The organism is Bradyrhizobium quebecense (assembly GCF_013373795.3).
GTDB lineage: Bacteria > Pseudomonadota > Alphaproteobacteria > Rhizobiales > Xanthobacteraceae > Bradyrhizobium > Bradyrhizobium quebecense.
Genome location: NZ_CP088022.1, coordinates 5,614,533 through 5,640,006, shown reverse-complemented (window position 1 = coordinate 5,640,006; position 25,474 = coordinate 5,614,533). Strand labels below are relative to the sequence as shown.

Here is a 25,474-nt window from a genome sequence, read left to right as displayed (position 1 = left end):
GCCTAGAAGCTCGCGCCCTTCCGGTTCAATCCGCGCCGGTTTATACAAAAAAATGATATAATCGCCGCAGCCGGCAATGGCGGATCGAAACGGACAGGAACCCACTTTGGAACTGCACCAGCTTCGCTGCTTCGTGGCCGCAGCCGAGGAACTGCATTTCGGCCGCGCCGCGCAGCGCCTGCAGATGATGCCGTCGGCGCTCGGCCGCCACATCAAGCTGCTGGAGGAGGATCTCGGGGTTCGGCTGTTCGCGCGCACCACGCGCGCGGTGTCGTTGACCGAGGACGGCGCTGTGCTGCTGCGCGAGGGGCGGGCGCTGCTCGGCCGCGCCGAGGCGATCGAGAACGGCTTTCGCCGCCGGCTGCGCAAGCCGCAGGCTCGGCGCTTCCGGATCGGTGCGATCGACAGCGCCGCGGCCGGCCTGCTGCCACCGCTGCTGCGCGATCTCCGCGCCGCCCATCCGGACGTCGCCGTGCAACTGCTGGAGGAGAAGACCATCCGGCTGCTTCCAAAACTACTGTCGGGTGCGCTCGATCTCGCTTTCGTGCGCCCGCCGGAGCGGCCCGACCGGCGCATCGAGTTTTTTCCGCTGCTGCAGGAGACCGCCGTGGTGGCGCTGTCGCACAAGCACGCGCTGGCGCGGCGCAAGCAGATCGTGCTGCCCGATATTGCCGATCAGCCCTTGATCGTGCCGGAGCGCCGCTCGCGGCCGCACAGTCACGATCTCACGACAAAACTGTTCGACGAGGCCGGGCTGACGCCGCGCATCCAGGAGATCGCCGACGAGAAGCAGACCATCGTCAACATGGTCGCAGCAAGGCTCGGCGTCGCCATCGTGCCGCGCTGGACCGCACGAATGGCGATCCCCGGCGTGCGTTTCGTTCCCCTTAGGCTCAAGCGTGGGAGTGCTGCCGGCCGCCTGCCGCTCGCCGCCGCCTGGCTGAAAGGCTCCCGCGATCCGGTCCGTGACCAGGTGATCGCGGTGCTGGAGGCAAGATTAAAGAGCTACGCGCGCGAGGCTTGACGACGCTTGGTAGCCGTGTCCCGCTTCGCTGCAACAACGACCACTTCTACGCAGGCGCAGCAGATGATACGATGGGCCCAAACGCGACCTCGGCTCAAGCCGAGAGCGTGTCTGTCCTTTAGAGAATTTGCAAAGCAACTGTCATACTAGCCTGCTAGCGATTCCGTCGCGGCTGCCAGTGCGCTTCCCGCGCCGGAAGTCGCCCGACGCTTCGCCGGCATTCCTTGACCGGAGGGATCATGCTCCGCATCGTCACGTGTCTGACGCTTTTGATTTCCCTTCATGCGGCCGAGGCGCAAGACAGGGCGCCGGGCGGTTCATCGCAGCCCTATTTTGGGGGCTCCACAACGCCGCCGACCGATCTGCCGTCCGGGATCGGCAATTATTGCATCTACGAAAACCTCATCTTCTCGATTGGCTCGCCCATGTGCATTGGCAAGACGAGCTACGTATGTGCTCCCGCGATAAACGAAGCGGAGCTCAGTCAGCGGGCGTATTGGTCAGCAAGACCAGCTGATCCAAAACTGACCGCGCCGGTGTGCCAGTAGACTGGCTGCCGTCTCTCCCTTGAATCGAGAGCCATCCTCATCGTCGTCCCGGCGAAGGCCGGGACCCATTACCCCAACTGTCAATTGTTGCGCGACGCTGGGGCCGCGATCCCGTTCATCACCGAATGCGGTGGTTATGGGTCCTGGCTTTCGCCAGGACGACGAACGGAGAGGCTCCCGCCGAGACGACGAACTTGAGACAGACCGTGCCGCGATGACTCTTCGCCTAGCTCACATACACGAGGCTATAAACATACGACTTCGCCCCCTTGCGGCTCACCCAGTCGCCTTCCGGCGGGTGATCGCCCTGGGCGGCCGGCAGCACGTTCCAGGGACGGCCGGTGCAAGATTGGCTCGCCGGATCCCAAGCCACCCAGCCCCAGCCCGGCCGGCGCTCGATCCAAAGATCCTGATCCTGACGCTGGTAGCCGACGGTTCCCCCGGGGCGGGTGTTCCGGGCAAAGCTGCAGACGAGGGCGTCACTCTGCCGGCGCAGCTCGAATCTCTCCCGGTTTTGCGGATCGGCCATGAGTTCCTCGTTTGTAGACTCGCGTTATGTTATAATATAACAGTTTCCCCATGGCGCATACGCACACCCACGACCACCACCATCATGGCCAAGCCCATCCCCACGGGCACAGTCATGGCCCCTCGGCACATCCGGCCCAGGCCGCGCCCTGGTCGATCCTGCGCATGCCCGTGCCGGCCCGGCTGGCCGCGGCGCTCGCGGTCGCTGCCTGCCTGTGGGGCGTCGTCTGGCTGGCGATGAGGTGACCATGAGCGCGCTTGTCACCTTCCGCGACGTCACGCTCGGCTATGACCGCCACCCGGCGGTGCACCATCTCAACGGCGCGGTCGAGGCGGGCGCGCTGCTCGCCGTGATCGGCCCGAACGGCGCCGGCAAGTCGACGCTGCTGCGCGGCATCGCCGGCGTGCTGAAGCCGCTGTCGGGCGTGATCGATCTCGACGGGCTCGACCACCGTGACATCGCCTATCTGCCGCAATCCGCAGACATCGACCGTACGTTTCCGATCTCGGTGTTCGATTTCGTCGGCACCGGGCTGTGGCGCTCGACCGGTTTCTTCGGCGGCATCGGCAAGGCCGCGCGCGACAAGATCCGGGCGGCGCTGGCCGCGGTCGGCCTGAACGGCTTCGAGAACCGCCCGATCGGCACGCTGTCCGGCGGCCAGATGCAGCGCATGCTGTTCGCGCGCGTGCTGTTGCAGGATGCCCGCCTGATCGTGCTCGACGAGCCGTTCAACGCCATCGATGCCAAGACTACCGCTGACCTATTGGCGCTGGTGAAGCGCTGGAACGGCGAGGGGCGCACGGTGCTGGCGGCGCTGCACGACCTCGACATGGTGCGCAACAATTTCCCGGAAACGCTGCTGCTGGCGCGCGGCCCGGTGGAATGGGGCCCGACCGCGGAGACGCTGACGGCGGAAAATCTGACGGTCGCGATGCGGATGTGCGAAGCGTTCGACGACAGTGCCGCGGCCTGCGCCGCCGATCCGCGCTCACGGGCCGCCTGACGCCAATGCTGACTGACGCGCTGATCACGCCCTTCACCGAATTCGAGTTCATGCGCCGCGCGCTCGCGGCCGTGATCGCGCTGTCGCTCGGCGGCGCGCCGATCGGCGTGTTCCTGATGCTGCGGCGGATGAGCCTGGTCGGCGACGCCATGGCGCATGCGATCCTGCCGGGGGCTGCGATCGGCTTCCTGCTGTCCGGGCTCAATCTGTTCGCGATGACGACCGGCGGCCTGATCGCGGGCTTTGCGGTGGCGTTGCTCGCGGGCCTCGTTGCCCGCACCACCGAGCTGAAGGAGGATGCTTCGCTCGCGACCTTCTACCTGGTCTCGCTCGCGCTCGGCGTCACCATCGTCTCCATCAAGGGCACCAATATCGACCTGCTGCACGTGCTGTTCGGCAACATCCTGGCGATGGACGACCAGACCCTGCTGGTGATCGCCTTCAACGCCACCATCACGCTCTTGGTGCTCGCGGTGATCTATCGTCCGCTGGTGATCGAATGCGTCGATCCGGTGTTCCTGCGCACCGTGAGCCGGGCCGGCGCGCCGGCGCATCTCGCCTTCCTCGCGCTGGTCGTGGTCAATCTCGTCAACGGCTTCCACGCGCTCGGCACGCTGCTCGGCGTCGGGCTGATGATCCTGCCCGCCGGCATTGCGCGATTCTGGTCGCGCGACGTCACCACCATGATCTGCATCGCGGCCGCGAGCGCGATTGTGTCGGGCTATGCCGGGCTCGTGTTGTCGTACCAGACCCGGATTCCCTCCGGCCCCGCGATCATCCTGGTTGCGGCGGGGCTCTATATTGTGTCGCTGCTGTTCGGCAATGTCAGCGGCCTGGTGCGGCAGCTGTTTCCCGGCCGCCATCTCGAGGCGTGAGGACGATGCGGCGATTGGTTGGATTGATCGGTCTGGCACTGATGCTGGCGAGCGGCGCGGCGCGCGCCGAGGAGCGCATCCATGTCGTTGCGAGCTTCTCGATCCTCGCCGACATGGTGCGCAATGTCGGCGGCAACAGTGTCGACGTGATGGCGCTGGTCGGGCCCGACGGCGACGCGCATGTCTATGCGCCGACGCCGGCGGACGCCAAGAAGGTCGCCGACGCCAGGCTGCTGGTCATCAACGGCCTCGGCTTCGAGGGCTGGTTGCCGCGGCTGCTGCAGGCCTCCGGCAGCAAGGCGCCGGTCGCGGTGGCAACCAAGGGGATCATGCCGCGCAAGATGGGCGGCCATGACGATCCGCATGCCTGGCAATCGGTGGCCAATGCGAAGATCTACGTCGTCAATATTCGCGACGGGCTGATCGCCGCTGCTCCCGACCGTGCCGGCGTCTTCAAGGCCAATGCCGACGCCTATCTGGCGAGGCTGGAAGCGCTCGACCGCGAGGTGCACGAGGCGGTGGCGAAAATACCGGACGCGCGGCGCAAGGTGATCTCGACCCACGACGCCTTCGGCTATTTCGCCGACGCCTACGGAATTACGTTTTTCTCGCCGCTCAGCGTCTCGACCGATTCCGAGCCCAGCGCACGCGATATCGCCGCCATCATCGCCCAGATCAAGGTTGCGAAGATTCCGGCAGTTTTTCTCGAAAATATCAGCGATCCTCGCCTGATCGAGCGGGTCGCGGCCGAGACCGGCGCCAGCGTCGGCGGGACCCTGTATTCGGACAGTTTGACGGCCGAAAAGGGCCAGGCACCCACTTACATTGATATGGTCAGGCACAATATAAAGGCCCTGACCAGCGCGCTCGCCAACTAGGGGCAGGGGCCTCCCTGCCGGGATTGAGCGCGGCCCCAATTCGGAGTTGTTATGGCTGAAGCTTCGCAAAAAATTCCAGTGACCGTGCTGACGGGCTATCTCGGCGCCGGCAAGACCACGCTCTTGAACCGCATCCTGTCGGAAAACCACGGCAAGAAATACGCCGTCATCGTCAACGAATTCGGCGAGATCGGCATCGACAACGACCTCATCATCGGCGCCGATGAGGAAGTCTTCGAGATGAACAATGGCTGCGTCTGCTGCACGGTGCGCGGCGACCTCGTCCGTATCATGGACGGGTTGATGAAGCGCAAGGGCAAGTTCGACGCCATCATCGTCGAGACCACGGGCCTCGCCGATCCGGCACCGGTCGCGCAGACCTTCTTCGTCGACGAGGACGTGCAGAAGAACGCCCGGCTCGACGCCGTCGTGACTGTCGCCGACGCCAAATGGCTGAGTGATCGCCTCAAGGACGCGCCGGAAGCCAAGAACCAGATCGCGTTCGCCGACGTCATCGTGCTGAACAAGACCGACCTGGTCTCGAAGGCTGAGCTCGCCGAGGTCGAGGCCCGCATCCGCGGCATCAATCCCTATGCCAAGCTGCACCGCACCGAGCGTTGCCAGGTCGGACTATCGGATGTGCTGGAGCGCGGCGCGTTCGACCTCGACCGCATCCTGGAGATCGAGCCGGATTTCCTCGAGGCCGGCGACGGTCACAACCATGATCATCACCATCACGACCACGGTCATGACCATGATCACCACGATCACGGCCATGGCGGGCTGAAGCACTATCACGACGAGGACATGCAGTCGCTGTCGCTGCGCTCGGAGAAGCCGCTCGATCCGACCAAGTTCATGCCCTGGCTGCAGAACCTCGTCGCCACCGAGGGCCAGAAGATCCTGCGTTCGAAGGGCATCCTCGCCTTCACCGGCGATGACGACCGCTACGTGTTCCAGGGCGTCCACATGATGCTGGAGGGCGACCATCAGCAGAAGTGGAAGGACGGCGAGAAGCGCGAAAGCCGCGTCGTGTTCATCGGTCGCGAATTGCCGGAGCAGGCGATCCGCGACGGCTTCGAGCAGTGCATCACCACGTGATGAAAGAGTTCGATCCGGGCGAGGCCCCTTCTTCCATCGTTTCGATCACCGACCGCGTCAAGCAGCTTCCGCTCGGCGCGGCAGTCGGTTCGGTTCATTTCCTCGGCGACCGCGCGTTCTTCGTCGGTGCCGAGGAGAGTGTCGTGATCGCGACCGCCGACGGCGAGACCACGCGGACAGAGACGCATTTCGGCGCCATCCTGTGTGCGGCCTCCGACGGCAAGCGGCTCGTCACCGGCGGTGACGACGGCAAGCTGATCGCGATCGACGCCAAGGGCGAGACCTCGACGATTGCGACCGACGCCAAGCGGCGCTGGATCGACAACGTCGCGCTGCACAGCGACGGCACCGTGGCGTGGTCGGCGGGCAAGACCGCGTTCGTGCGCAATCCCAAGGGCGAAGAGAAAACCTTCGAGGTGCCGTCGACCGTCGGCGGGCTGGCGTTCGCGCCGAAGGGCCTGCGGCTTGCGATCGCGCATTACAACGGCGTGACCTTGTGGTTTCCCAACATGGCGGCCAATCCGGAATTCCTGGAATGGGCCGGCTCGCACCTCGCGGTCTCTTTCAGCCCGGACAACAAGTTTCTTGTCACGGCGATGCACGAGGCCGCGATGCATGGCTGGCGGCTCGCCGATAACAGGCACATGCGGATGAGCGGTTATCCCGGCCGCGTGCGTTCGATGTCGTGGAGCGCCGGCGGCAAGGGGCTCGCGACCTCGGGCGCCGATGCCGTGATCGTCTGGCCGTTCACCAGCAAGGACGGTCCGATGGGCAAGGAGCCGGCGATGCTGGCGCCGATGCCGGCGCGGGTCGCGGTGGTTGCCTGCCATCCGAAGAACGACATCATGGCGGTCGGCTACGCCGACGGTACTGTGCTGATGGTCCGGCTCGAGGACGGCGCCGAGATCCTGGTGCGCCGGAACGCCGGTACCGCGGTGTCGGCGCTGGGATGGAATGCCAAGGGCACGTTGCTCGCCTACGGCACGGAAGATGGTGACGCGGGCATCCTGGAAATGTAAGAGATCGCTGCATCGTTCTCGGGCGAGGAAGAATCGGCAGCGCCATGCGATTTCTCACGACATTCCAGCTCGCCGACTTCATCGACACGCTGGTCAGCCTGACGTCAGCTTTTGTGCTGGGCACGCTGATCGGGGCCGAGCGGCAGTACCGGCAGCGCACCGCGGGGTTGCGCACCAATGTGCTGGTCGCGGTCGGCGCGGCCGCCTTCGTCGATCTCGCGATGCATCTGGCGGGTGCCGATGGCGCGGTGCGGGTAATCGCCTATGTGGTGTCGGGGATCGGTTTCCTCGGCGCCGGCGTCATCATGAAGCAGGGCATGGACGTGCGCGGCCTCAACACCGCGGCGACGCTGTGGGCCTCGGCCGCGGTCGGCTCCTGCGCCGGCGCCGACCTGGTGGCGCAGGCGGCGGCGTTGACCGTGTTCGTGATCGCCGGCAACACGCTGCTGCGCCCGCTGGTCAACGCCATCAACCGCATCCCGCTGAACGAGAAGGCTTCGGAGGCGACCTACTACTTCAAGCTCGCGGTGACTCCGGAGGCATTGCCCGACATGCGCGACCGCCTGGTCGAGAAGCTCGAGGCCGCGAACTATCCGGTCGCCGATGTCAACGTGGTCGAGGCCGGCGACGACTTCCTGGAGATCGTGGCGACGCTGGTCTCGACCGCGGTCGACCCCAACGAGCTGAATGCCGTGGTGGTCGACCTGCAGCATCAGCCCGGCGTGCGGCACGTGACCTGGGAAATCAGCACCACGGATTGAGGCGAGGTTCCCGCAGGCTCTGCTCAGGAACCATGCGGTGGCCGGATCGTTGACCTCGCTGACAATGCGTGGGTGAGCGAGATGGCTGCGGATCGAACCAGGCTACGGAACGACGTGCTGATCGCCTCCTCGCTGGTGGTGGCAGGCGTTGCGATCGCCGTGCTATCGCTGCACGCGATCAACGCTGCCCCGCCGCAGGAAATGGCGCAGGCGACCCAGCCGCTGCAGACGACGCCGTCACCCGAGCCAGAGAAGACAGCTCCGCCGGCCGAGTCGAAGCCCGGCGGCGAGCGGCCGACGACGCCGGCGCCGGAGCCTGCGCGTCCCGACGCTGAAGCGCAGAAGGCCGGCGCCAGGCCGGTGCTGCCGCCGGCGCCCGCCGAGAAGACCGCGCCGCCGATTGAGAAGAAATAGGCGCGTTCGGCCGGCGCATTGTGACGCGCATTTGACTGATCCTGCCGATTATACGGTCTCGCCTCCGCCGCCTGCGCCCGCCATAATCTGTCGTCTTGCCAACGACAGATGGGGCCTTTCATGAAGATCGAGGACGTCCGGCGCACCGCCTATTCGATGCCGCTCACCAACCCGTCGTTTCCGCCGGGGCCGTATCGGTTCTTCGACCGCGAATATTTCATCATCACCTACAAGACCGACCCCGAAGCGCTGGCGGCCGTGGTGCCGGAGCCGCTCGAGGTCGCCGAGCCCGTGGTGAAGTACGAATTCATCCGCATGCCGGACTCGACCGGCTTCGGCGACTACACCGAAACCGGCCAGGTGATCCCGGTCCGCTTCAAAGGTGAGCTCGGGGCCTATACCCACGCGATGTATCTCGACGACGAGGCCCCGATTGCGGGCGGCCGCGAGCTCTGGGGATTTCCGAAGAAGCTGGCGCGGCCCAAGATCGCGGTCGAGAGCGACGTGCTGGTCGGCTCGCTGCATTACGGCTCGGTGCTCTGCGCCTCCGCCACCATGGGCTACAAGTACCACAAGGTCGATCACGATACGGTCTTGAACGCGATGAAGGCGCCGAACTTCATCCTGAAGATCATTCCGCATGTCGACGGCAGCCCGCGGATCTGCGAGCTGGTGCGCTTCCATCTCGACGACATCGTGCTGAAGGAGGCCTGGACAGGGCCCTCCGCGCTCGGCCTGTTTCCGCACGCGCTGTGCGACGTCGCCCGCCTGCCGGTGCGCGAGGTGGTCTCGGCGTTGCATTACAAGGCAGATCTGACGCTCGGCCTCGGCTCGGTCGCGTTCGACTACGTGGCGAAGTGAGCGGCGCCAGACAGCAAAACGCCCGGCGTGAGCCGGGCATTTTCGTTCTCAACATACGCTGTGCGGTCACCGCACCAGGATGTTCTTGAACTGCCAGGGATCGCTGGTGTCGATATCCTCCGGGAACAGTCCCGGACGATCCGTCAGCGGAGTCCAGTCGGTGTAGAAACCCTTCACCGGGCCGAGATACGGCAGCTGGATTTCCAGCAGACGATCGAAATCCATCTCGTCGGCTTCGACGATGCCCTCGTTCGGGTTCTCCAGCGCCCACACCATGCCGCCGAGCACCGCGGAGGTCACCTGCAGACCGGTCGCGTTCTGATAGGGCGCGAGCCTGCGGGTCTCCTCGATGGAGAGCTGCGAGCCGTACCAGTAGGCATTGTTGTCGTGACCGAACAGCAGCACGCCGAGTTCGTCGATGCCGTCGACGATTTCGTTCTCATCGAGGATGTGGTGCTTCTCCTGCATCTTCGCTGCGCGGCCGAACATTTCATGCAGCGACAGCACGGCATCGTCAGCCGGATGATAGGCATAGTGGCAGGTCGGCCGATAGATCGCCGTGCCCGATGCGTCACGCACCGTGAAGTAATCGGCGATCGAGATCGACTCGTTGTGGGTGACGAGGAAGCCATACTGCGCGCCCCGGGTCGGGCACCAGGTCCGCACGCGTGTGTTGGCGCCCGGCTGCATCAGATAGATCGCCGCGCCGCAGCCGGCTTCGTGGGTGCGCGCATTCTCGGGCATCCATTTTTCATGGGTGCCCCAACCGAGTTCGGACGGCTGCACGCCTTCCGACAGGAAACCTTCCACCGACCAGGTGTTGACGAAGACATCAGGCTCCTTCGGCGACTTGGAGCGCTGGGTGTCGCGTTCGGCGATATGGATGCCCTTGATACCAGCCTGCCGCATCAAGTCCGCCCATTCGGCCTTGGTCTTCGGCCTCGGGGCATTGAGCTTCAGATCGGCGGCGACATTGAGCAGCGCCTGCTTGACGAAAAACGAGACCATGCCGGGATTGGCGCCACAGCAGGAGACGGCCGTGGTCGACCCCGCGGGACGCGCCTTCTTGGCGGCCAGCGTCACTTCGCGCAGGGCGTAGTTGGAGCGCGCTTCCGGGCCCTTTGACGAATCGAAGTAGAAGCCGAGCCAGGGCTCGTTGACGGTGTCGATGTAGAGAGCGCCAAGCTCGTTGCAGAGCTCCATGATGTCGGTCGAGCCGGTATCGACCGAGAGATTGACGCAAAAGCCCTGGCCGCCACCTTCAGTGAGCAGCGGGGTCAGCAGGTCGCGGTAATTGTCCTTGGTCACGGCCTGCTGGATGAACTTTACATTCTGCTTCTCGCAATGCGCCCTGCGGCCCTCATCCTTGGGATCGATCACGGTGATGCGCGACTTGTCGTAATCGAGATGCCGCTCGATCATCGGCAACGTGCCTTTGCCGATCGAGCCGAAGCCGATCATGACAATGGGGCCGGTGATTTTCGCGTAGATCTGCGAGGAGGGGCTCATCATTTTCTCCAGGAGAGTGCCGAGCGGCGGGTAGAGTGGATCAGGGGTTGCGTCGCTTTGCGGTAACTTCGATCTCGACCTTCATCTCGGGCTTGTAGAGCCCCGCGACGATCAGCATCGTTGCGGCCGGGCGGATGTCGCCGAGAACCTCGCCGCAGACCGCGAAATGGGCATCCACGTCACTGATGTCAGTGAGGTAGTAGGTCGCGCGGACGATGTCGGCCATCGTGAAGCCGCCCTCGTTGAGGGCAGCCTCGATGGTCTTGAAGCAGTTCCGTGACTGGCGCGTGACATCATCAGGCATGGTCATGGTGGTGTAGTCGTAGCCGGTGGTTCCGGCGACGAAGGCGAAGTCGCCGTCGATCACGGCACGGCTGTAGCCCGCGGTCTTCTCGAACGGCGAGCCGGTGGAAATCAGGCGGCGGGGCATGCTGGACCTCGACGGAAAAAGCTTCTGCGCGGGGGTTTACGGGCATTTTTACCGCCCGCGCAACCCCTTGGATTCTTGCCTGAGAGCAGGCGCTAGCGGGACTGCTGCGTGGTGTCCGGCGGCGACGGCGGCGTGCCGGTCCAGCGCCGGATCAGGATGTCCCGGACGATCATAACCGAGATCAGGACCAGCATGACCGTGGTGACGAGGCCGCGCCATCGCGGGCGCGCGCCATCGATTGCGGGAAGGTTCTCTGCCATGGCGCCCGCCTTACGCCGCGTGCGGCACGGCGAGCGGTGCCTTCTGGTTGCGGGTTGCCTTGCTCTTGGGCAGCGGTGCGCCGGTCGGCGTGATCATCCCCCAGGCGCCATCGAGCGCGCCCGCGACCAGCTCGAGGCCGAGCAGCCGGTCGCGCTCGAATGCGCCGGGCAGCGACAATTCGCCGGTCCTGGCGGCGGTGAAGCCATAGCGGGCGTAATAGGGCGCATCGCCAAGCAGGATCACCGCGCCGTGGCCGCGGGCCTTCGCCACGGCCAGCGCGCGCTGCATCAGCGCGGCGCCGACGCCGAGGCCGCGGCAGTCGTCGTCGACCGCCAGCGGCCCCAGCATCAGCGCGTTGCGGCCCCCCGCGCTGACGTGCCACAGCCGCACGGTTCCAACCAGCCGGCCGTCATGGCGCACGGCCGCAAGGCTCAGGCCTTGGGCGGGCGCGCGTCCGTCGCGCAGGCGCTGGCAAGTGCGGGCATGGCGGTTCTCGCCAAAGCAGGCATCCAGCAGCGCTTCGCGCGCGACGATGTCCGAAGCCCGCTCCGCGCGGATCGCAAACGGGGCGGCTTTTCGGATGAGAGCAACGGGGGTGTTCCGTTTTGCAGTCATGGCACGTCAGTCCCCGCTTGCAACGGCATGTCGCACGCCGCGCAAGCGTCGTTCAGAAAAATCAAAATGATCGGGAAGGAGCCGGCGGGGCCGGCTCCCGGTTTATCAGGCCTCGAAAAGGAGGCGGCTTAGATGTGGTAGGTCTTCAGCGGCGGAATGCCGTTGAACGCCACCGACGAGTAGGTCGACGTATAGGCGCCGGTGCCTTCGATCAGCAGCTTGTCGCCGATCTCGAGCGTTACCGGGAGCGGATACGGCAGCTTCTCGTACAGCACGTCGGCGCTATCGCAGGTCGGGCCCGCGAGCACGCACGGCGTCATGTCCGCTCCGTCATGCGGCGTGCGGATGGCGTAGCGGATCGACTCGTCCATCGTCTCGGCGAGACCGCCGAACTTGCCGATGTCGAGATAGACCCAGCGCACCTCGTCCTCGTCGCTCTTCTTCGAGATCAGAACGACTTCGGTCTCGATGATGCCCGCATTGCCGACCATGCCGCGGCCCGGCTCGATGATCGTCTCCGGGATCTGGTTGCCGAAATGCTTGCGCAGCGCGCGGAAGATCGACCGGCCATACTGCAGGACCGGCGGAACGTCCTTGAGATATTTGGTCGGGAAGCCACCGCCCATGTTGACCATGGAGAGGTTGATTCCGCGCTCGGCGCAGTCACGGAACACGGTCGAGGCCATCGCGAGCGCGCGGTCCCACGCCTTCACCTTGCGCTGCTGCGAGCCGACATGGAACGAGATGCCGCACGGCTCGAGCCCCAGGCGCTTGGCGAGGTCGAGCACGTCGACCGCCATCTCCGGATCGCAGCCGAACTTGCGCGACAGCGGCCACTCGGCGCCGGCGCAGTCATAGAGGATGCGGCAGAACACCTTCGCGCCGGGAGCGGCGCGGGCGATCTTCTCGACCTCGGCGGCGCAGTCGACTGCGAACAGGCGAATGCCGAGCGCGAAGGCGCGCGCGATGTCGCGCTCCTTCTTGATCGTGTTGCCATAGGAGATGCGGTCCGGCGTCGCACCGGCGGCCAGCGCCATCTCGATTTCGGCAACGGTCGCGGTGTCGAAGCAGGAGCCGAGCGAGGCGAGCAGCGCCAGCACTTCGGGCGCCGGGTTGGCCTTCACCGCGTAGAACACGCGGCTGTCCGGCAGCACCTTCGCGAAGGTCTGGTAGTTGTCGCGCACGACTTCGAGGTCGACGACGAGGCACGGCTCGGTGTCGAGACCATCCTGGCGGCGGCTGCGCAGGAATTCCTGGATACGTTCAGTCATGGCACTCTCCAGCGGCCCCAGCGACGGGATCCGCATCAACATGACGTCGGGTCAGAGCGCTCCGGCCACATCGCGCGATGGAGGCGCAACGAAGCCAAAAGACTCAAACCAGACTGTGCTGCCGTGGATTGGTTGGGAGAGTTTCCCGCCCGCTCACCTGGCAATGAAGGACAAGCCTTTTCAGTAGCCCGCGCCGGCGTTGGACTGCCGGTAGAGACCAAAAAAGCCCGATCCGTCGTTGCTTTAAGTCGCGTCCCCCGTGGAGAGCGGGGTGCGCCGGTTCGCCTCCGGCTGCCAGTCACGGTTGCAAAGAGTGGTGAGACCTTCAACGGCATCCCTGGAGAGAGATGCTGGCCGCCTCGTGTCCTGACGGACGTAAGCGACCCTCGGTTCTTCCACCCCTTGGCGGCTGTCCGGCCTCTTGTCCGGATACCTACCGACTGACACACGACCACAGGCACGTGCGAAATTGGGCAAGGCAGGAAATAAGTCTTTTGAATTCGCTTCGCAAGAATTTTTTTGCGATAGCGACAAATTTCCCTAACGCGTGCTTGCGATGGCGCGCGCAGCAGGCGCTGAAGATGAACGGCTGTTAAGAATGACTAACGAAGCGTGTGCGTTTAAGCCCTGTGCCGCAGCGCTTTCTTGAATCGCTCAAGCTCACGCGCGACGCGTGAACGGCTCGACGCGCTGCGCGGCGCGGATGAAGGCGATCATGATCAGGACGCCGATGCCGAACAGCACGGCCTGCAGGATGTGCGCGCCGAAATCACCGAGCCCGAGCGCGATCGCGAGCGCCCAGCCGCCGGCGAAGGCCGCGCCGAACACTTCCGCGCCGATCAGGATCGCCGCCGAAATCACGGTGATGACGCTCGGCCAGAGGATCCGGCTCGTGCCTGCGGTGGAGGGCTGCATGGTCATGGAATAGATCCTGTTCAGGGGGCGCAATCTCTCCGAAAAGTGCCCATCTATCAAGCGCAAAAGGCCCAAAAATGCCGTATCGCGTGATATAGATTGGGCCGCATTTTCAAGGCGAAAAACGGGATATTCGATGTCAGAAACCAGCGCAGACGTTCACGCCAACCCCCTCCTGAAGGCATGGCAGACGCCGCTCGAGACGCCGCCCTTCGCCGAGATCAAGCCGGAGCATTTCCTCCCTGCCTTCGAGCAGGCCTTCGCCGACCATTCGGCTGAAGTGGCTGCGATTACCCATGATCCGGCGCTGCCCGACTTCGACAACACTATCACGGCGCTGGAGCGCTCCGGCAAGCTGCTGTCGAAGGTCTCGGCGGTGTTCTACGACCTGGTCTCGGCCCATTCGAGCCCTGCGATCCTGGAGATCGACAAGGAGGTGTCGCCCCGAATGGCGCGGCACTGGAATCCGATCATGATGAACGCTGTGCTGTTTGGCCGCATCGCCATGCTGCACGAGAAGCGCGCCTCGCTCGGCCTGGCCGGCGAGCAGATGCGGCTGCTGGAGCGCACCTACACCCGCTTCCACCGCTCCGGCGCCGGACTCGACGACGCCGCCAAGGCCCGCATGGCTGCGATCAACGAGCGCCTCGCCCAGCTCGGCACCTCGTTCAGCCACCATCTGCTCGGCGACGAGCAGGAGTGGTTCATGGAGCTCGGCGAGGGCGACCGCGCCGGCCTCTCCGACACATATGTGGCGGCCGCCAAGGCTGCGGCGGAAGAGCGCGGCAAGCCCGGCAAGGCGATCGTGACGCTGTCACGCTCCTCGGTCGAGCCGTTCCTGCAGAGTTCGTCGCGGCGCGACCTGCGCGAGAAGGTCTACAAGGCCTTCACCGCCCGCGGCGACAATGGCAACGCCAACGACAACAACGCGACCATCGTGGAGATCCTCTCGCTCCGCGAGGAGACCGCGAAGATCCTGGGCTTCCCGACCTACGCCGCCTACCGCCTGGAGGATTCCATGGCCAAGACGCCGGAGGCGGTGCGCGGCCTCCTGGAGCGGGTCTGGAAGCCGGCGCGGGCGCGGGCACTCGCCGACCGCGATGCGCTGCAGGCGCTGATCGCTGAAGAGGGCGGCAATTTCACCCTGGCGGCCTGGGACTGGCGCTATTACGCCGAGAAGCTGCGCCAGCGCCGCGCCAATTTCGACGATTCCGCGATCAAGCCCTATCTGGTGCTCGACCATATGATCGAGGCCGCCTTCGACTGCGCCACCCGCCTGTTCGGCGTCACCTTCGCCGAGCGCAAGGACGTGCCGGCCTGGCACCCGGACGTGCGGGTGTGGGAGGTCAAGGGCCGCGACGGCCGGCACAAGGCGCTGTTCTATGGCGACTACTTCGCGCGGCCCTCCAAGCGCTCGGGCGCCTGGATGACCTCGCTGCGCGACCAGCAGAAGCTCGACGGCGACGTCGCGCCGCTGGTTATCAATGTCTGCAACTTCGCCAAGGGCGCCGACGGCGCGCCCTCGCTGCTGTCGCCGGACGACGCGCGGACCCTGTTCCACGAGTTCGGCCACGGCCTGCACGGCATGCTTTCGGACGTGACCTATCCCTCGCTGTCGGGGACATCTGTTTTCACCGACTTCGTCGAGCTGCCCTCGCAACTCTACGAGCACTGGCAGGAGCGGCCCGAGGTGCTGCAGCGCTTCGCCCGGCACTACCAGACCGGGGAGGCGCTGCCGGACGACCTGCTCAAGCGCTTCCTCGCGGCACGCAAGTTCAACCAGGGCTTTGCCACCGTGGAGTTCGTCTCCTCGGCGCTGGTCGATCTCGAATTCCACACCCAGCCGGCGGCGGCGAGCCGCGACGTCCGCGCCTTCGAGCAGAAGGAGCTGGAGAAGATCGGCATGCCCGCCGAAATCTCGCTGCGGCACCGGCCGACCCAGTTCGGCCACATCTTCTCCGGCGACCACTATGCGTCCGGCTACTACAGCTACATGTGGTCGGAGGTGATGGACGCCGACGCCTTCGGCGCCTTCGAGGAGGCCGGCGATATCTTCGATCCCGCGACCGCCAAGCGGCTGCATGACGACATCTACTCGTCGGGCGGCTCGCGCGATCCGGAGGAGGCCTATGTCGCCTTCCGCGGCCGCGAGCCCGAGCCGGACGCGCTCCTGCGCCGTCGCGGCCTGCTCGAGACGCCTGAGGCGGCCTGAAGGTGCCGTCTCTGGACCGCCTGATCGCCGGGCTCGTGCTCGCGGTGTCCGTCGTGCTCGGCACGGCGGCCGCCGAGGCCCATCCGCATGTCTGGATCCTGGCCAAAAGCGAGCTGATCTACGCGCCTGACGGCACCATCACCGCCGTCCGCCACGCCTGGACCTTCGACGACATGTTCTCGACCTATGCGCTGCAGGGCATCGAGACCAAGGAGAAGGGCGCCTACAGCCGCGAGGAGCTGGCGCCGCTTGCGCAGACCAATGTCGAGTCGCTGAAGGAATACGCCTACTTCACCTTCGCCAAGGGCGACGGCAAGAAGCAGAAGTTCACCGAGCCGGTCGACTACTTCCTCGAATACAAGGATTCGGCGCTGACGTTGCACTTCACCCTGCCGGTGAAGACGCCGTTCAAGGCCAGGCAGCTCTCGCTCGAAGTGTTCGACCCGACCTACTTCATCGACTTCCAGTTCGCGGAGAAGGAGCCGGTCAAGCTGGTCGGCGCCGCTGTAGACTGCAAGATGCAGTTCGAGCGGCCGAACGACGGCACCGCCGCCGCGCAGAAGCTCGGCGAGCAGAACTTCATCGACGGAAGTGCCGGCAATTTCGCGTTGATGTTCGCCAACAAGATCACGGTGGATTGCCCATGATGCCGAGCGCCTCCCGCGCGATGCGTGGCCTCGCCGTGTCCGCCGCCGTGCTGGCGGCATTCGCGGTGCTCGACGGTGCGGTTCATGCGCTGCTGGCGCAAAATCCGTTCGGCGCACCGCGCGCTGCGGAGCCGCAGGGCGGGATCGTCGGATGGCTATTGGCAAAACAGTCGGAATTCTACCGCGAGATATCGGCGACCATCCGCGCCGCGAAATCCGACGGCTCGGCGGTCTGGACGCTGCTCGCGATCTCCTTTGCCTACGGAATCTTCCATGCCGCCGGCCCCGGCCACGGCAAGGCGGTGATCTCGTCCTACATGGTCGCCAATCGCGAGACCGCGCAGCGCGGCATCGTGCTGTCGTTCGCCTCGGCGCTGATGCAGTCGCTGGTCGCCGTTCTGATCGTCGGGATCTGCGCCTGGCTGCTCAACGTGACGGCGAAGACCATGTGCGGGGCGGAGAAGGCGATCGAGATCGCAAGCTACGCGCTGATCGCGGCGTTCGGCGCCCGGTTGGTCTGGGTCAAGGGTGGCGGCTTCTTCCGCGCACTCCAGCTGCCGCGCCCGGCGCTGGCGATGGCCGGCACGCATCAGCACGATCACGACCACCATGATCATGATCACCACGACCATGGCCATGAGCTCCATCATCGTCACGCGCATGACGATGATGATCACGGCCACGATCACGGGCATGACGCGCAGCACGTCCATGACGAGCATTGCGGCCATTCGCACGGGCCGACGCTGGCCGAGCTCGCCGGTCCCGGCGGCTGGCGGCGCGGTCTCGGCGCGATCCTGACCGTCGGGATCCGGCCGTGTTCGGGCGCGATCCTGGTGCTGGTGTTCGCGCTGGCGCAGGGCCTGTTCTGGGCCGGCATCGCCGCGACCTTCGTGATGGGGCTCGGCACCGCCATCACGGTGGCCGCGATCGCGCTGGTTGCGGTGTCGGCACGCGGCGTGGCGGAGCGGCTGAGCGGCGCGCGCGACGGCGGCGGCATGGTGATCATGCGCGGCCTGGAGTTTGCTGCCGCGGGTCTGGTGCTGCTGTTCGGGCTCGGGCTGCTGTTCGGCTATGTCGCGGCCGAACGGGCGACGTGCCTTTGACGCTCTTCGTCTGGCGAATCCCGATGGACCGTCATCCTGAGGAGCCTGCGAAGCAGGCGTCTCGAAGGATCGACGGCCACCAGCCGGGCCGTGCATCCTTCGAGACGCCCGCAAGCGCGGGCTCCTCAGGATGACGGGATAACTGGGCTGCGGCGTGCCTAGCTCGTCAGATACCCCCTGATCGCCGGCAGGAAGAAGATCGCGATGTTGATCGCAAAGCCGATGCTCCAGAGGATCGAGCGCAGCGTCGGGCGGTTGCCGATATAGGTGAAAACGTAGGCGATGCGCACGATCAGGAACAGCACCGCCAGTTCGTCGATCAGCCGCAGCGGGCCGACGCGGAATTCGGCGAGCAGCACGGCGAAGGCGAAGAACGGGAAGGCCTCGATGCCGTTCTGGTGGGCGCCGAGCGCGCGCGAGCGGATCGGGTCGTCGTAGAAATCCGGATCGCGCGGTTTCGAATTGTCGAAACCGCTTATGCTGGCCCATTTCACCGATACGATCGTCAGCAGCGAGAGCAGCAGCGTCCCGAAGACGCACCATTCGGCGATCGTCATGGTTCCTCCCCATTCACGGACCGGAACGTAGCCAACCGGCACTCGGCTTGACAAGGTTGGAACAACGCGCGAAGCCCAGAGCCCCCAAGTGAAGGACTTTAGGCGCAACGCCATCATGAGCACGGTGATCCCCTTCGAGAGCGCGAAGCCCGCTGCGGCGCCGAAGCCGGAACGCGTCGGCGTGCTCCTGGTCAATCTCGGTACGCCGGATACGGCGGATGCCGCCGGCGTTCGGGTCTATCTGAGGGAATTCCTGTCCGATCCGCGGGTGATCGAGGACCAGGGGCTGCTCTGGAAGTTGATCCTCAATTGCATCATCCTGCGCGTCCGTCCGGCTCGCAAGGCGCGCGATTATCTGAAGATCTGGAACACAGAGAAGAACGAATCGCCGCTGAAGACCATCACGCGCTCGCAGGCCGACAAGCTGGCGGAGGCGATCGCCGATCACGATCACGTCGTTGTCGACTGGGCGATGCGCTACGGCAACCCGTCGATCAAGCAACGCATCGAGGCACTGGCGGCGCAAGGCTGCAGCCGGCTGCTGCTGGTGCCGCTCTATCCGCAATATTCCGCGGCGACGTCGGCGACGGTCTGCGACGAGGCGTTTCGCGTGCTGGCCGCCATGCGCGCGCAGCCGATCCTGCGGGTGACGCCGCCTTACTACGACGACCCCGATTACATCGAGGCGCTCGCGGTCTCGATCAATGACCACCTCGCGACATTGCCGTTCGAGCCCGAGATCATCCTCGCATCGTTCCACGGCATGCCGAAGGCATATGTCGACAAGGGCGATCCCTATCAGGCGCAGTGTATTGCCACGACCAACGCGCTGCGCAAGCGGCTCGGGCTCGATGCCGGCAGGCTGATCCTCACCTTCCAGTCGCGCTTCGGCAATGCCGAGTGGCTGCAGCCCTATACCGACAAGACGGTCGAGAAGCTGGCCAAGGACGGCGTGCGGCGAATTGCCGTGGTCATGCCCGGCTTCTCCGCCGATTGCCTGGAGACGCTGGAGGAGATCGCGCAGGAGAATGCCGAGATCTTCCGGCACAATGGCGGCGAGCAATTCGCCGCCATCCCCTGCCTCAACGACAGCGAGGGCGGCATGGACGTGATCCGCCAGCTCGTGCTGCGCGAGCTTCAGGGTTGGATCTAGCGAGGCTGATCCAGGCGGGCTGGATCTGATTGTTAACGATCCGTGACACCGGACACCGCGGTTCGTTCAGCCTTGCTGCATCTCGTGTTCAGCTTGCGTGCATCTGGCAGTCCGACAGCCGCTTCCTATGTGCTAGAGAGAACAACAGCCGGCTGAACCGGCGGAGCGGTCCTGCCGACCAATGCACGACCGTGCCTGGCGACGGTCTCGCGGGTCTCGCGGTGCCTTGGAGGACTTTATGACTGGCTTCGACATTTTCGCGATCGCGCTTGTTCTTCTCGTCATCGTCACGCTGTTCGCCGGGATCAAGACCGTTCCGCAGGGCTATGACTGGACCATCGAGCGGTTCGGCAAATACACCCGCACGCTGTCGCCCGGCCTCAATCTGATCGTGCCGTATTTCGATCGCATCGGGCGCAAGATGAACATGATGGAGCAGGTGATCAACATCCCCGAGCAGGAGGTGATCACCAAGGACAACGCCACCGTGACGGTGGACGGCGTCGCGTTCTTTCAGGTGTTCGATGCCGCAAAGGCGAGCTACGAGGTCGCCAATCTCAACCAGGCGATCATCGTGTTGACCATGACCAATATCCGCTCGGTGATGGGCTCGATGGACCTCGATCAGGTGCTGTCGCATCGCGACGAGATCAACGAGCGGCTGCTGCGCGTGGTCGATGCCGCGGTCTCGCCTTGGGGCCTCAAGGTCAATCGAATCGAGATCAAGGACATCGTGCCGCCGGCCGACCTCGTCGAGGCGATGGGCCGGCAGATGAAGGCCGAGCGCGTCAAGCGCGCCGACATCCTGCAGGCCGAGGGCCAGCGGCAATCCGAGATCCTGCGCGCCGAGGGCGCCAAGCAAGGCCAGATCTTGCAGGCCGAAGGCCGCAAGGAGGCTGCGTTCCGCGACGCCGAGGCGCGCGAGCGCTCCGCCGAAGCCGAGGCGAGAGCCACCCAGATGGTCAGCGATGCCATCGCCAAGGGCGACGTCGCAGCGCTGAACTATTTCATCGCCGACAAGTACATCAAGGCGTTCGGGCAATTGGCCGATTCGCCGAACCAGAAAGTGCTGATGCTGCCGATCGAGGCGACCAGCATCCTCGGCTCGCTCGCCGGCATTGGCGAGATCGCCAAGGCCACCTTCGGCGAGAGTGCCGCATCCGCAGCGGCCGCCGCGCGGCGCGGCTCGGTGCCGCCGGCCGGTCCGACGCCGCCATCGCCGGTGCCGCCGCAGCGGTAAGGGCGTGACAATGACTGCTTCGGCGCGCTCCGTTCACCTCTCCCACAAGGGGAGAGGGGCTTTAGACCGTTGAGAGGTCACGTCATGGCCGAGATGTTTTCGACATTGGGTACCTGGAACTGGCTGATCTTCGGCTTCATCCTGATGGCGCTCGAACTCGCAGCGCCCGGGGTGTTCCTGTTCTGGCTCGGGCTCGCGGCGCTGCTGGTCGGCCTGCTCTCGTTCGTCTTTACGCCGTCCTGGCAGACGCAGCTCCTGATGTTCGCGGTGTTCGTCGCGCTGGCGGTGCCGGTGTGGCGGCATTTTGCCAGCGGCGCGACCGAGGCGAGCAAGACCAATCCGTTCCTCAACCGCCGCAACGAAGCCTTGGTCGGCCGCGAATTCACGCTGGAGAAGCCGATCGTCGACGGGGCAGGCACCATGCGGATCGACGACACGGTGTGGCGCGTGGCCGGCCCCGATGCGCCGGCCGGCAGCCGGGTGAAGGTGGTCCGCGCCGACGGCGCGAGCCTGACAGTGGCGGCGGTCTAGCTGCCGCCCTGCTTGCTCCAGCGCTCGGCGAATCGATTGAGCGGCGTGAAGGTTTGGAACAGCTCCCGGCCGAGCGCGGTGAGGCTGTAACCATCATCCGTCAGCTCGACGAACCCGGCCTTGCGCAGTTCGGTCAACCGCGTCTGCAGGATCGTCGGTGAGGCCTCGTCGCAGGCACTGCGCAGCGCGCGCGAGGTCAGTGCGCCCTCGCGCAGCTCCCAGACGATGCGCAAGGTCCAGCGCCGTCCGAGCAGATCGAGCAGCGCCATGATCGGGCGGCCGGTCCGCGAGCCGCGGACGCCGGGTTTGGCGGTCGGAACCTGCTTCGCCATGTTGCTAGTCCCTCTCGAATCTCGCTTGCGGCGATCGCTACAGATATTGTAGCGTGTCGCTACAGTAAATGTAGCAACGAGATCAGCCCATGTCACGCATCGCGCCGCTCGATCCGCCTTACGCCGCGGACGTTCAACAGCATTTCGACCGCATCATGCGCGGCAAGCCGCCGTTGGTGCTGTTCCGCATGATGGCGGGGCACCCGCGCGCCTGGGAGAAGTTTCGTGGCGGCAGCCTGCTCGATCGCGGGCCGCTGCCCCTGCGGGAGCGCGAGATCGTGATCGACCGCACCTGCGCGCTCAACGCTTGCGAATATGAATGGGGCGTGCATGTCACCGCGTTCGGCGCCGCCGCCGGGCTGTCGGAGCAGCAGGTCCATGCCACCGTGCGCGGCAACGCTGACGCCGACTGCTGGTCGCCGGCCGAACAGGCGTTGATTACCGCAGTCGACGCGCTGCATGCGCGCGCGACGCTGGATGACGCCGAATTCGCGGCGCTGTCGGCGCATTATGATGACGATCAGGTGCTGGAGATCATCCTGCTGTGCGGCTTCTACCGCACGGTCTCCTACCTCGCCAACGCGCTGGCCCTGCCGCTGGAGGCGACCGCAGCACGGTTTCCGAGCTAACCGCCGTCATTGCGAGGAGCGAAGCGACGAAGCAATCCATGCCTCCGCGAGCGGAGAGATGGATTGCTGCGCTTCGCTCGCAATGACGGGAAGAAGCGTGGCCCTACGCCACGCCCGCGCGCAGCAGATCGTGCAGATGGATGATGCCGACCGGCTTCTTCGCATCGGTCACGATCAGCGTCGTGATCTTCGAGGCGTTGAGCAGTTCCAGCGCTTCGCCGGCCAGCGTGTCGCGGCTGATCGTCTTCGGGGTCTTGGTCATGACCTCGTCGACCGACAGCGTCAAAAGCTCGGGGCGCGTCAGCTGCCGGCGCAGATCGCCGTCGGTGACGATGCCGGCGAGATGGCCGTGGCAGTCGACGATACCGACGCAGCCGAAGCCCTTCGAGGTCATCTCGACCAGCGCGTCCGACATCTTGGTACCAAGCGGCTTCAGCGGCAGCGCCTCGCCGCTGTGCATCAGGTCGCGGGCATATTTCAGGAGCGCGCCGAGCTTGCCGCCCGGATGCAGCACGCTGAAATCGGTCGAGGTGAAGCCGCGGCCTTCGAGCAGCGCGATCGCCAGCGCATCGCCGAGCGCCAGCATCATCAGCGAGGACGTGGTCGGCGCCAGATTATGCGGGCAGGCCTCGCGGGCCTTCGGCATGGTGAGCTGGACGTCGGCCGCCTTGCTCAGCGTCGAGTCCTTGTCGGCGGTCATCGCGATCAGCGGGATGCCGAAGCGCGCGGCATAGGCGATCAGATTGCGCATCTCCGGCTGCTCGCCGGACCATGACAGCGCCAGGATCGCGTCGTCGGCGGTGATCATGCCGAGATCGCCGTGGCTGGCTTCGGCGGTGTGCACGAAGAACGCCGGCGTGCCGGTGGAGGCGAAGGTCGCGGCGATCTTGCGGCCGATATGGCCCGACTTGCCGAGCCCGGTGACGATCAGCCGCCCCTTGGCCTTGCGGATCAGCTCGGCCGCCGCGGTGAATGCCGCGCCGAGGTCGGACTTGAGTGCCGCGGAGAGCGCTGCGACGCCGCTTGCTTCGGCATCGAGGGTGCGGAGCGCCGACTGAACGGCGCCGTCATCGGGGCCGGATGATTTGGTCATCAGCGGTTTCGGTTTGGCCATTTCGGATTCCAGGGGAGGGCTTTTGCACCCGGGCGTCTCCCTTAGCACGTTCGATTCCGCGATGCGACGCGCGGCGGCGGATCCTCAACGCCTCATTAACCATAATTGTTTTAACTCCATTAACGACGTTTTTCGCCGCCCGGCGGGATGCGTACGTCAAGTGCATGGATTCGTTGGGGTATTTCCATCGTGTGGCGGCGGCCAGCAAGCGGCCTAAATCGGCGCGGATGCTTCATTCGCGTGGTTTTGCCATGCCTTTTGCTGGCTCCTGCGCTGACCGCGACGACCGGGCTCGCCAACGCCCAGACCGTGACGCCGGATCTGTTCAGCCCGAACCGACAGAGCCAGGTGATCACCCAGGATTCGCCGCTGCGCCGGACCACGGCCGATGCCATGGATCCGCTCAACGGCTTGAGGCTGCCCGACGCCGATCCCGGCCGGCGTGCCTCGTCGTCGTCGACATCAACGTCGGAGCGCGTCGGACAGGTCCCGACCTACGGTCTCCCTGCCGCGAACGGCGCTGCGACGTCAGGCTATGACTCGCTCAACCGGAAGCGGCTGAAGCCGAAATATTATCCGGGCCAGGCCAAGCCGAAGCCGCCGCCGGGACCGGGCTCGCCGGTGCCCACGCCACAGCCGTTGACCGCGGCCGGGCAATTGCGCCTGTCGATCCCGCCGTCGGAGACCGCCAGCAAGCCGCCGTTGCCGCCGGCGATGGCCGGCACCATCGTCGGCCAGCCGCCGCGCAGGCGGCTCAAGATCGACGACGATCCGTTCGGCGCGGTCGGCGACTACGCCGGCTCGTTCATGGTCAAGACCGCGATCGAGGTGATGGCCGGCTACGACACCAATCCGGGCCGCTTGAACTCGCCGCGGGGCAAGGCGTTCTACATGGTCGCGCCGGAATTCCTCGCGGTGTCGGACTGGGAGCGCCACGCCGTCGTCGCCGATCTGCGCGGCTCGTTCACCGGCTACGGTTCCCAGCTCACGCCGATCGACGGCACGCCGCTGTCGGCGCCGCTCGATATCGACCGCCCGAGCTTCACCGGCCATATCGACGGCCGTCTCGACGTCTCCAGAGACACGCATCTCTTGGCGCAGGCCCGCATGCAGGTCTCGACCGACAATCCCGGCAGCCCGAACGTGCAGGCCGGCCTCGCCAAATATCCGCTCTACTCTACGGTCGGCGGCACCTTCGGCATCGACCAGCATTTCAACCGCATGCAGGTCTCGCTCGGCGCCACCGTCGACCGCACCGATTACCAGTGGTCGAAGCTGACCGACGGCACCTCGTCGTCGAACGACGACCGCAACTTCACGCAATATGGCGGCATCGGCCGCGTCAGCTACGAGCTCAATCCGGCCGTGAAGCCGTTCATCGAGGTGCAGGGCGACAGTCGTGTCCACGATCTCTATCTCGACCGCGCCGGTTACGCGCGCGATTCATCGGGCGGCTACGCCAAGGCCGGCACCTCGTTCGAGTTCACGCGGCTGTTGTTCGGCGAAGTCTCGATCGGCTACGCGATGCGCGATTACGCCGATACGCGGCTCAACCGGCTCGAGGGGCTGCTCACGACGGCCTCGTTGACCTGGACCGCGACGCCGCTGACCACGGCCAAATTCTATTCCGACACCCAGCTCGGCGAGACCACGCTGCCCGGCACCTCCGGCGTGCTGTCGCGCACCTACACCGTCGAGGTCGACCACGACTTCCGCCGCTGGCTGACCGCGATCGGCAAGTTCACCTACGGCACGCTCGAGTACCAGGGCGACAACCGCAACGACACGATCTACTCGGTGTCCGCCGACCTGATCTACAAGATGACCCGCAGCCTCTGGATCAAGGGCACGGTCCGCCGCGACTGGCTGGATTCGAATCTGGCGGGACAAAGCTCGGCATCGACGGTCGTGATGCTGGGCGTGCGGGTGCAGAACTAAG

28 protein-coding genes are annotated in these 25,474 nt (G+C 65.5%); 18 read left to right on the top strand and 10 right to left on the bottom strand.

The annotated features are described in order from the left end of the window. Positions 1-106: 106 nt before the first annotated feature. A complete protein-coding gene (locus HU230_RS27200) occupies positions 107-1,024 on the top strand; it encodes a LysR family transcriptional regulator (protein WP_176529079.1) in 918 nt (305 codons plus the stop codon). 239 nt (positions 1,025-1,263) lie between these two features. After that, positions 1,264-1,572 carry a hypothetical protein gene (locus tag HU230_RS27195; protein WP_176529080.1) on the top strand — a complete coding sequence of 103 codons (309 nt, stop codon included), beginning with the start codon at positions 1,264-1,266 and terminating at the stop codon, positions 1,570-1,572. 226 nt (positions 1,573-1,798) lie between these two features. Here HU230_RS27195 and HU230_RS27190 read toward each other — a convergent pair whose 3' ends face one another. Continuing rightward, the gene (locus tag HU230_RS27190) at positions 1,799-2,101 is read right to left on the bottom strand and encodes a hypothetical protein (RefSeq protein WP_176529081.1); all 303 of its coding nucleotides are present in this window, start codon (positions 2,099-2,101) and stop codon (positions 1,799-1,801) included. A gap of 247 nt (positions 2,102-2,348) precedes the next feature. Between HU230_RS27190 and HU230_RS27180 the strand changes: the two genes are divergently transcribed. From HU230_RS27180 to HU230_RS27145, 8 genes are all read left to right on the top strand, one after another. Beyond that, positions 2,349-3,104, top strand: coding sequence for a metal ABC transporter ATP-binding protein (locus tag HU230_RS27180; protein ID WP_176529082.1), 756 nt, complete (start codon positions 2,349-2,351; stop codon positions 3,102-3,104). A 5-nt stretch (positions 3,105-3,109) separates the two neighbouring features. Further along, positions 3,110-3,979 (top strand): metal ABC transporter permease, encoded by an 870-nt coding sequence (locus HU230_RS27175; protein WP_176529083.1) that lies wholly within the window; start codon positions 3,110-3,112, stop codon positions 3,977-3,979. Between the two features lie 5 nt (positions 3,980-3,984). Next, positions 3,985-4,857 carry a metal ABC transporter substrate-binding protein gene (locus tag HU230_RS27170; RefSeq protein ID WP_176529084.1) on the top strand — a complete coding sequence of 291 codons (873 nt, stop codon included), beginning with the start codon at positions 3,985-3,987 and terminating at the stop codon, positions 4,855-4,857. Between the two features lie 51 nt (positions 4,858-4,908). Then, on the top strand, positions 4,909-5,958 hold the full coding sequence (locus HU230_RS27165; RefSeq protein ID WP_176529085.1) for a CobW family GTP-binding protein: 1,050 nt from the start codon (positions 4,909-4,911) through the stop codon (positions 5,956-5,958). Next, positions 5,958-6,977 carry a WD40 repeat domain-containing protein gene (locus HU230_RS27160; protein WP_176529086.1) on the top strand — a complete coding sequence of 340 codons (1,020 nt, stop codon included), beginning with the start codon at positions 5,958-5,960 and terminating at the stop codon, positions 6,975-6,977. The genes HU230_RS27165 and HU230_RS27160 overlap by 1 nt, the downstream gene beginning before the upstream one ends. 44 nt (positions 6,978-7,021) lie before the next feature. Then, positions 7,022-7,738, top strand: coding sequence for an MgtC/SapB family protein (locus HU230_RS27155; RefSeq protein WP_176529087.1), 717 nt, complete (start codon positions 7,022-7,024; stop codon positions 7,736-7,738). Positions 7,739-7,819: 81 nt separating this feature from the next. Beyond that, positions 7,820-8,152 carry a hypothetical protein gene (locus HU230_RS27150; protein WP_176529088.1) on the top strand — a complete coding sequence of 111 codons (333 nt, stop codon included), beginning with the start codon at positions 7,820-7,822 and terminating at the stop codon, positions 8,150-8,152. A gap of 120 nt (positions 8,153-8,272) precedes the next feature. Then, entirely contained in the window at positions 8,273-9,013 is a 741-nt protein-coding gene (locus tag HU230_RS27145) for an acetoacetate decarboxylase (RefSeq protein WP_176529089.1), read from the top strand. Between the two features lie 66 nt (positions 9,014-9,079). On the opposite strand, the gene HU230_RS27140 is transcribed toward HU230_RS27145, so the two are convergent. The 6 genes from HU230_RS27140 to HU230_RS27115 form a co-directional block, all read right to left on the bottom strand. Next, entirely contained in the window at positions 9,080-10,522 is a 1,443-nt protein-coding gene (locus HU230_RS27140; RefSeq protein WP_176529090.1) for a homospermidine synthase, read from the bottom strand. Positions 10,523-10,562: 40 nt separating this feature from the next. Next, positions 10,563-10,952 carry a RidA family protein gene (locus tag HU230_RS27135; protein ID WP_176529091.1) on the bottom strand — a complete coding sequence of 130 codons (390 nt, stop codon included), beginning with the start codon at positions 10,950-10,952 and terminating at the stop codon, positions 10,563-10,565. A gap of 92 nt (positions 10,953-11,044) precedes the next feature. After that, complete coding sequence (locus tag HU230_RS27130) at positions 11,045-11,212, bottom strand: hypothetical protein (RefSeq protein WP_176529092.1); 168 nt, start codon at positions 11,210-11,212, stop codon at positions 11,045-11,047. Between the two features lie 10 nt (positions 11,213-11,222). Beyond that, positions 11,223-11,828, bottom strand: coding sequence for a GNAT family N-acetyltransferase (locus HU230_RS27125; protein WP_176529093.1), 606 nt, complete (start codon positions 11,826-11,828; stop codon positions 11,223-11,225). A gap of 128 nt (positions 11,829-11,956) precedes the next feature. Continuing rightward, positions 11,957-13,099: a type III PLP-dependent enzyme gene (locus HU230_RS27120; protein WP_176529094.1), complete on the bottom strand. Its 1,143-nt coding sequence runs from the start codon at positions 13,097-13,099 to the stop codon at positions 11,957-11,959. 660 nt (positions 13,100-13,759) lie between these two features. Continuing rightward, positions 13,760-14,020, bottom strand: a complete 261-nt coding sequence (locus HU230_RS27115; RefSeq protein WP_376711762.1) for a hypothetical protein — start codon at positions 14,018-14,020, stop codon at positions 13,760-13,762. 130 nt (positions 14,021-14,150) lie between these two features. On the opposite strand from HU230_RS27115, the gene HU230_RS27110 reads away from it, so the two are divergent. Genes HU230_RS27110 through HU230_RS27100 form a run of 3 tightly spaced genes read left to right on the top strand, consistent with a single transcriptional unit; the run spans position 14,151 to position 17,979 of the window. Beyond that, complete coding sequence (locus HU230_RS27110; protein WP_176529095.1) at positions 14,151-16,226, top strand: M3 family metallopeptidase; 2,076 nt, start codon at positions 14,151-14,153, stop codon at positions 16,224-16,226. An 11-nt stretch (positions 16,227-16,237) separates the two neighbouring features. Next, positions 16,238-16,873 (top strand): DUF1007 family protein, encoded by a 636-nt coding sequence (locus tag HU230_RS27105; protein ID WP_176534839.1) that lies wholly within the window; start codon positions 16,238-16,240, stop codon positions 16,871-16,873. Next, positions 16,870-17,979, top strand: a complete 1,110-nt coding sequence (locus tag HU230_RS27100; RefSeq protein WP_420840802.1) for a nickel/cobalt transporter — start codon at positions 16,870-16,872, stop codon at positions 17,977-17,979. Before HU230_RS27105 ends, HU230_RS27100 begins: the two co-directional genes overlap by 4 nt. 158 nt (positions 17,980-18,137) lie before the next feature. Here the strand turns inward: HU230_RS27100 and HU230_RS27095 are convergent, their stop codons facing one another. Then, positions 18,138-18,536 carry an MAPEG family protein gene (locus HU230_RS27095; RefSeq protein ID WP_176529096.1) on the bottom strand — a complete coding sequence of 133 codons (399 nt, stop codon included), beginning with the start codon at positions 18,534-18,536 and terminating at the stop codon, positions 18,138-18,140. Between the two features lie 115 nt (positions 18,537-18,651). On the opposite strand from HU230_RS27095, the gene hemH reads away from it, so the two are divergent. The 3 genes from hemH (at position 18,652) to HU230_RS27080 (ending at position 21,460) form a co-directional block, all read left to right on the top strand. Then, on the top strand, positions 18,652-19,689 hold the full coding sequence (hemH, locus tag HU230_RS27090; protein WP_176534841.1) for a ferrochelatase: 1,038 nt from the start codon (positions 18,652-18,654) through the stop codon (positions 19,687-19,689). A 238-nt stretch (positions 19,690-19,927) separates the two neighbouring features. Further along, positions 19,928-20,929, top strand: a complete 1,002-nt coding sequence (locus HU230_RS27085) for an SPFH domain-containing protein (RefSeq protein WP_176529097.1) — start codon at positions 19,928-19,930, stop codon at positions 20,927-20,929. 84 nt (positions 20,930-21,013) lie between these two features. Then, positions 21,014-21,460, top strand: a complete 447-nt coding sequence (locus HU230_RS27080; protein ID WP_176529098.1) for an NfeD family protein — start codon at positions 21,014-21,016, stop codon at positions 21,458-21,460. Here HU230_RS27080 and HU230_RS27075 read toward each other — a convergent pair. Then, complete coding sequence (locus HU230_RS27075) at positions 21,457-21,792, bottom strand: winged helix-turn-helix transcriptional regulator (protein WP_176529099.1); 336 nt, start codon at positions 21,790-21,792, stop codon at positions 21,457-21,459. The genes HU230_RS27080 and HU230_RS27075 overlap by 4 nt on opposite strands. An 89-nt stretch (positions 21,793-21,881) precedes the next feature. On the opposite strand from HU230_RS27075, the gene HU230_RS27070 reads away from it, so the two are divergent. Next, a complete protein-coding gene (locus HU230_RS27070) occupies positions 21,882-22,421 on the top strand; it encodes a carboxymuconolactone decarboxylase family protein (protein WP_176529100.1) in 540 nt (179 codons plus the stop codon). 103 nt (positions 22,422-22,524) lie between these two features. Here HU230_RS27070 and HU230_RS27065 read toward each other — a convergent pair whose 3' ends face one another. Continuing rightward, positions 22,525-23,535, bottom strand: a complete 1,011-nt coding sequence (locus HU230_RS27065; protein ID WP_176529101.1) for a KpsF/GutQ family sugar-phosphate isomerase — start codon at positions 23,533-23,535, stop codon at positions 22,525-22,527. A gap of 147 nt (positions 23,536-23,682) precedes the next feature. On the opposite strand from HU230_RS27065, the gene HU230_RS27060 reads away from it, so the two are divergent. Continuing rightward, the gene (locus tag HU230_RS27060; RefSeq protein WP_176529102.1) at positions 23,683-25,473 is read left to right on the top strand and encodes an outer membrane beta-barrel protein; all 1,791 of its coding nucleotides are present in this window, start codon (positions 23,683-23,685) and stop codon (positions 25,471-25,473) included. Position 25,474: the final 1 nt, after the last annotated feature.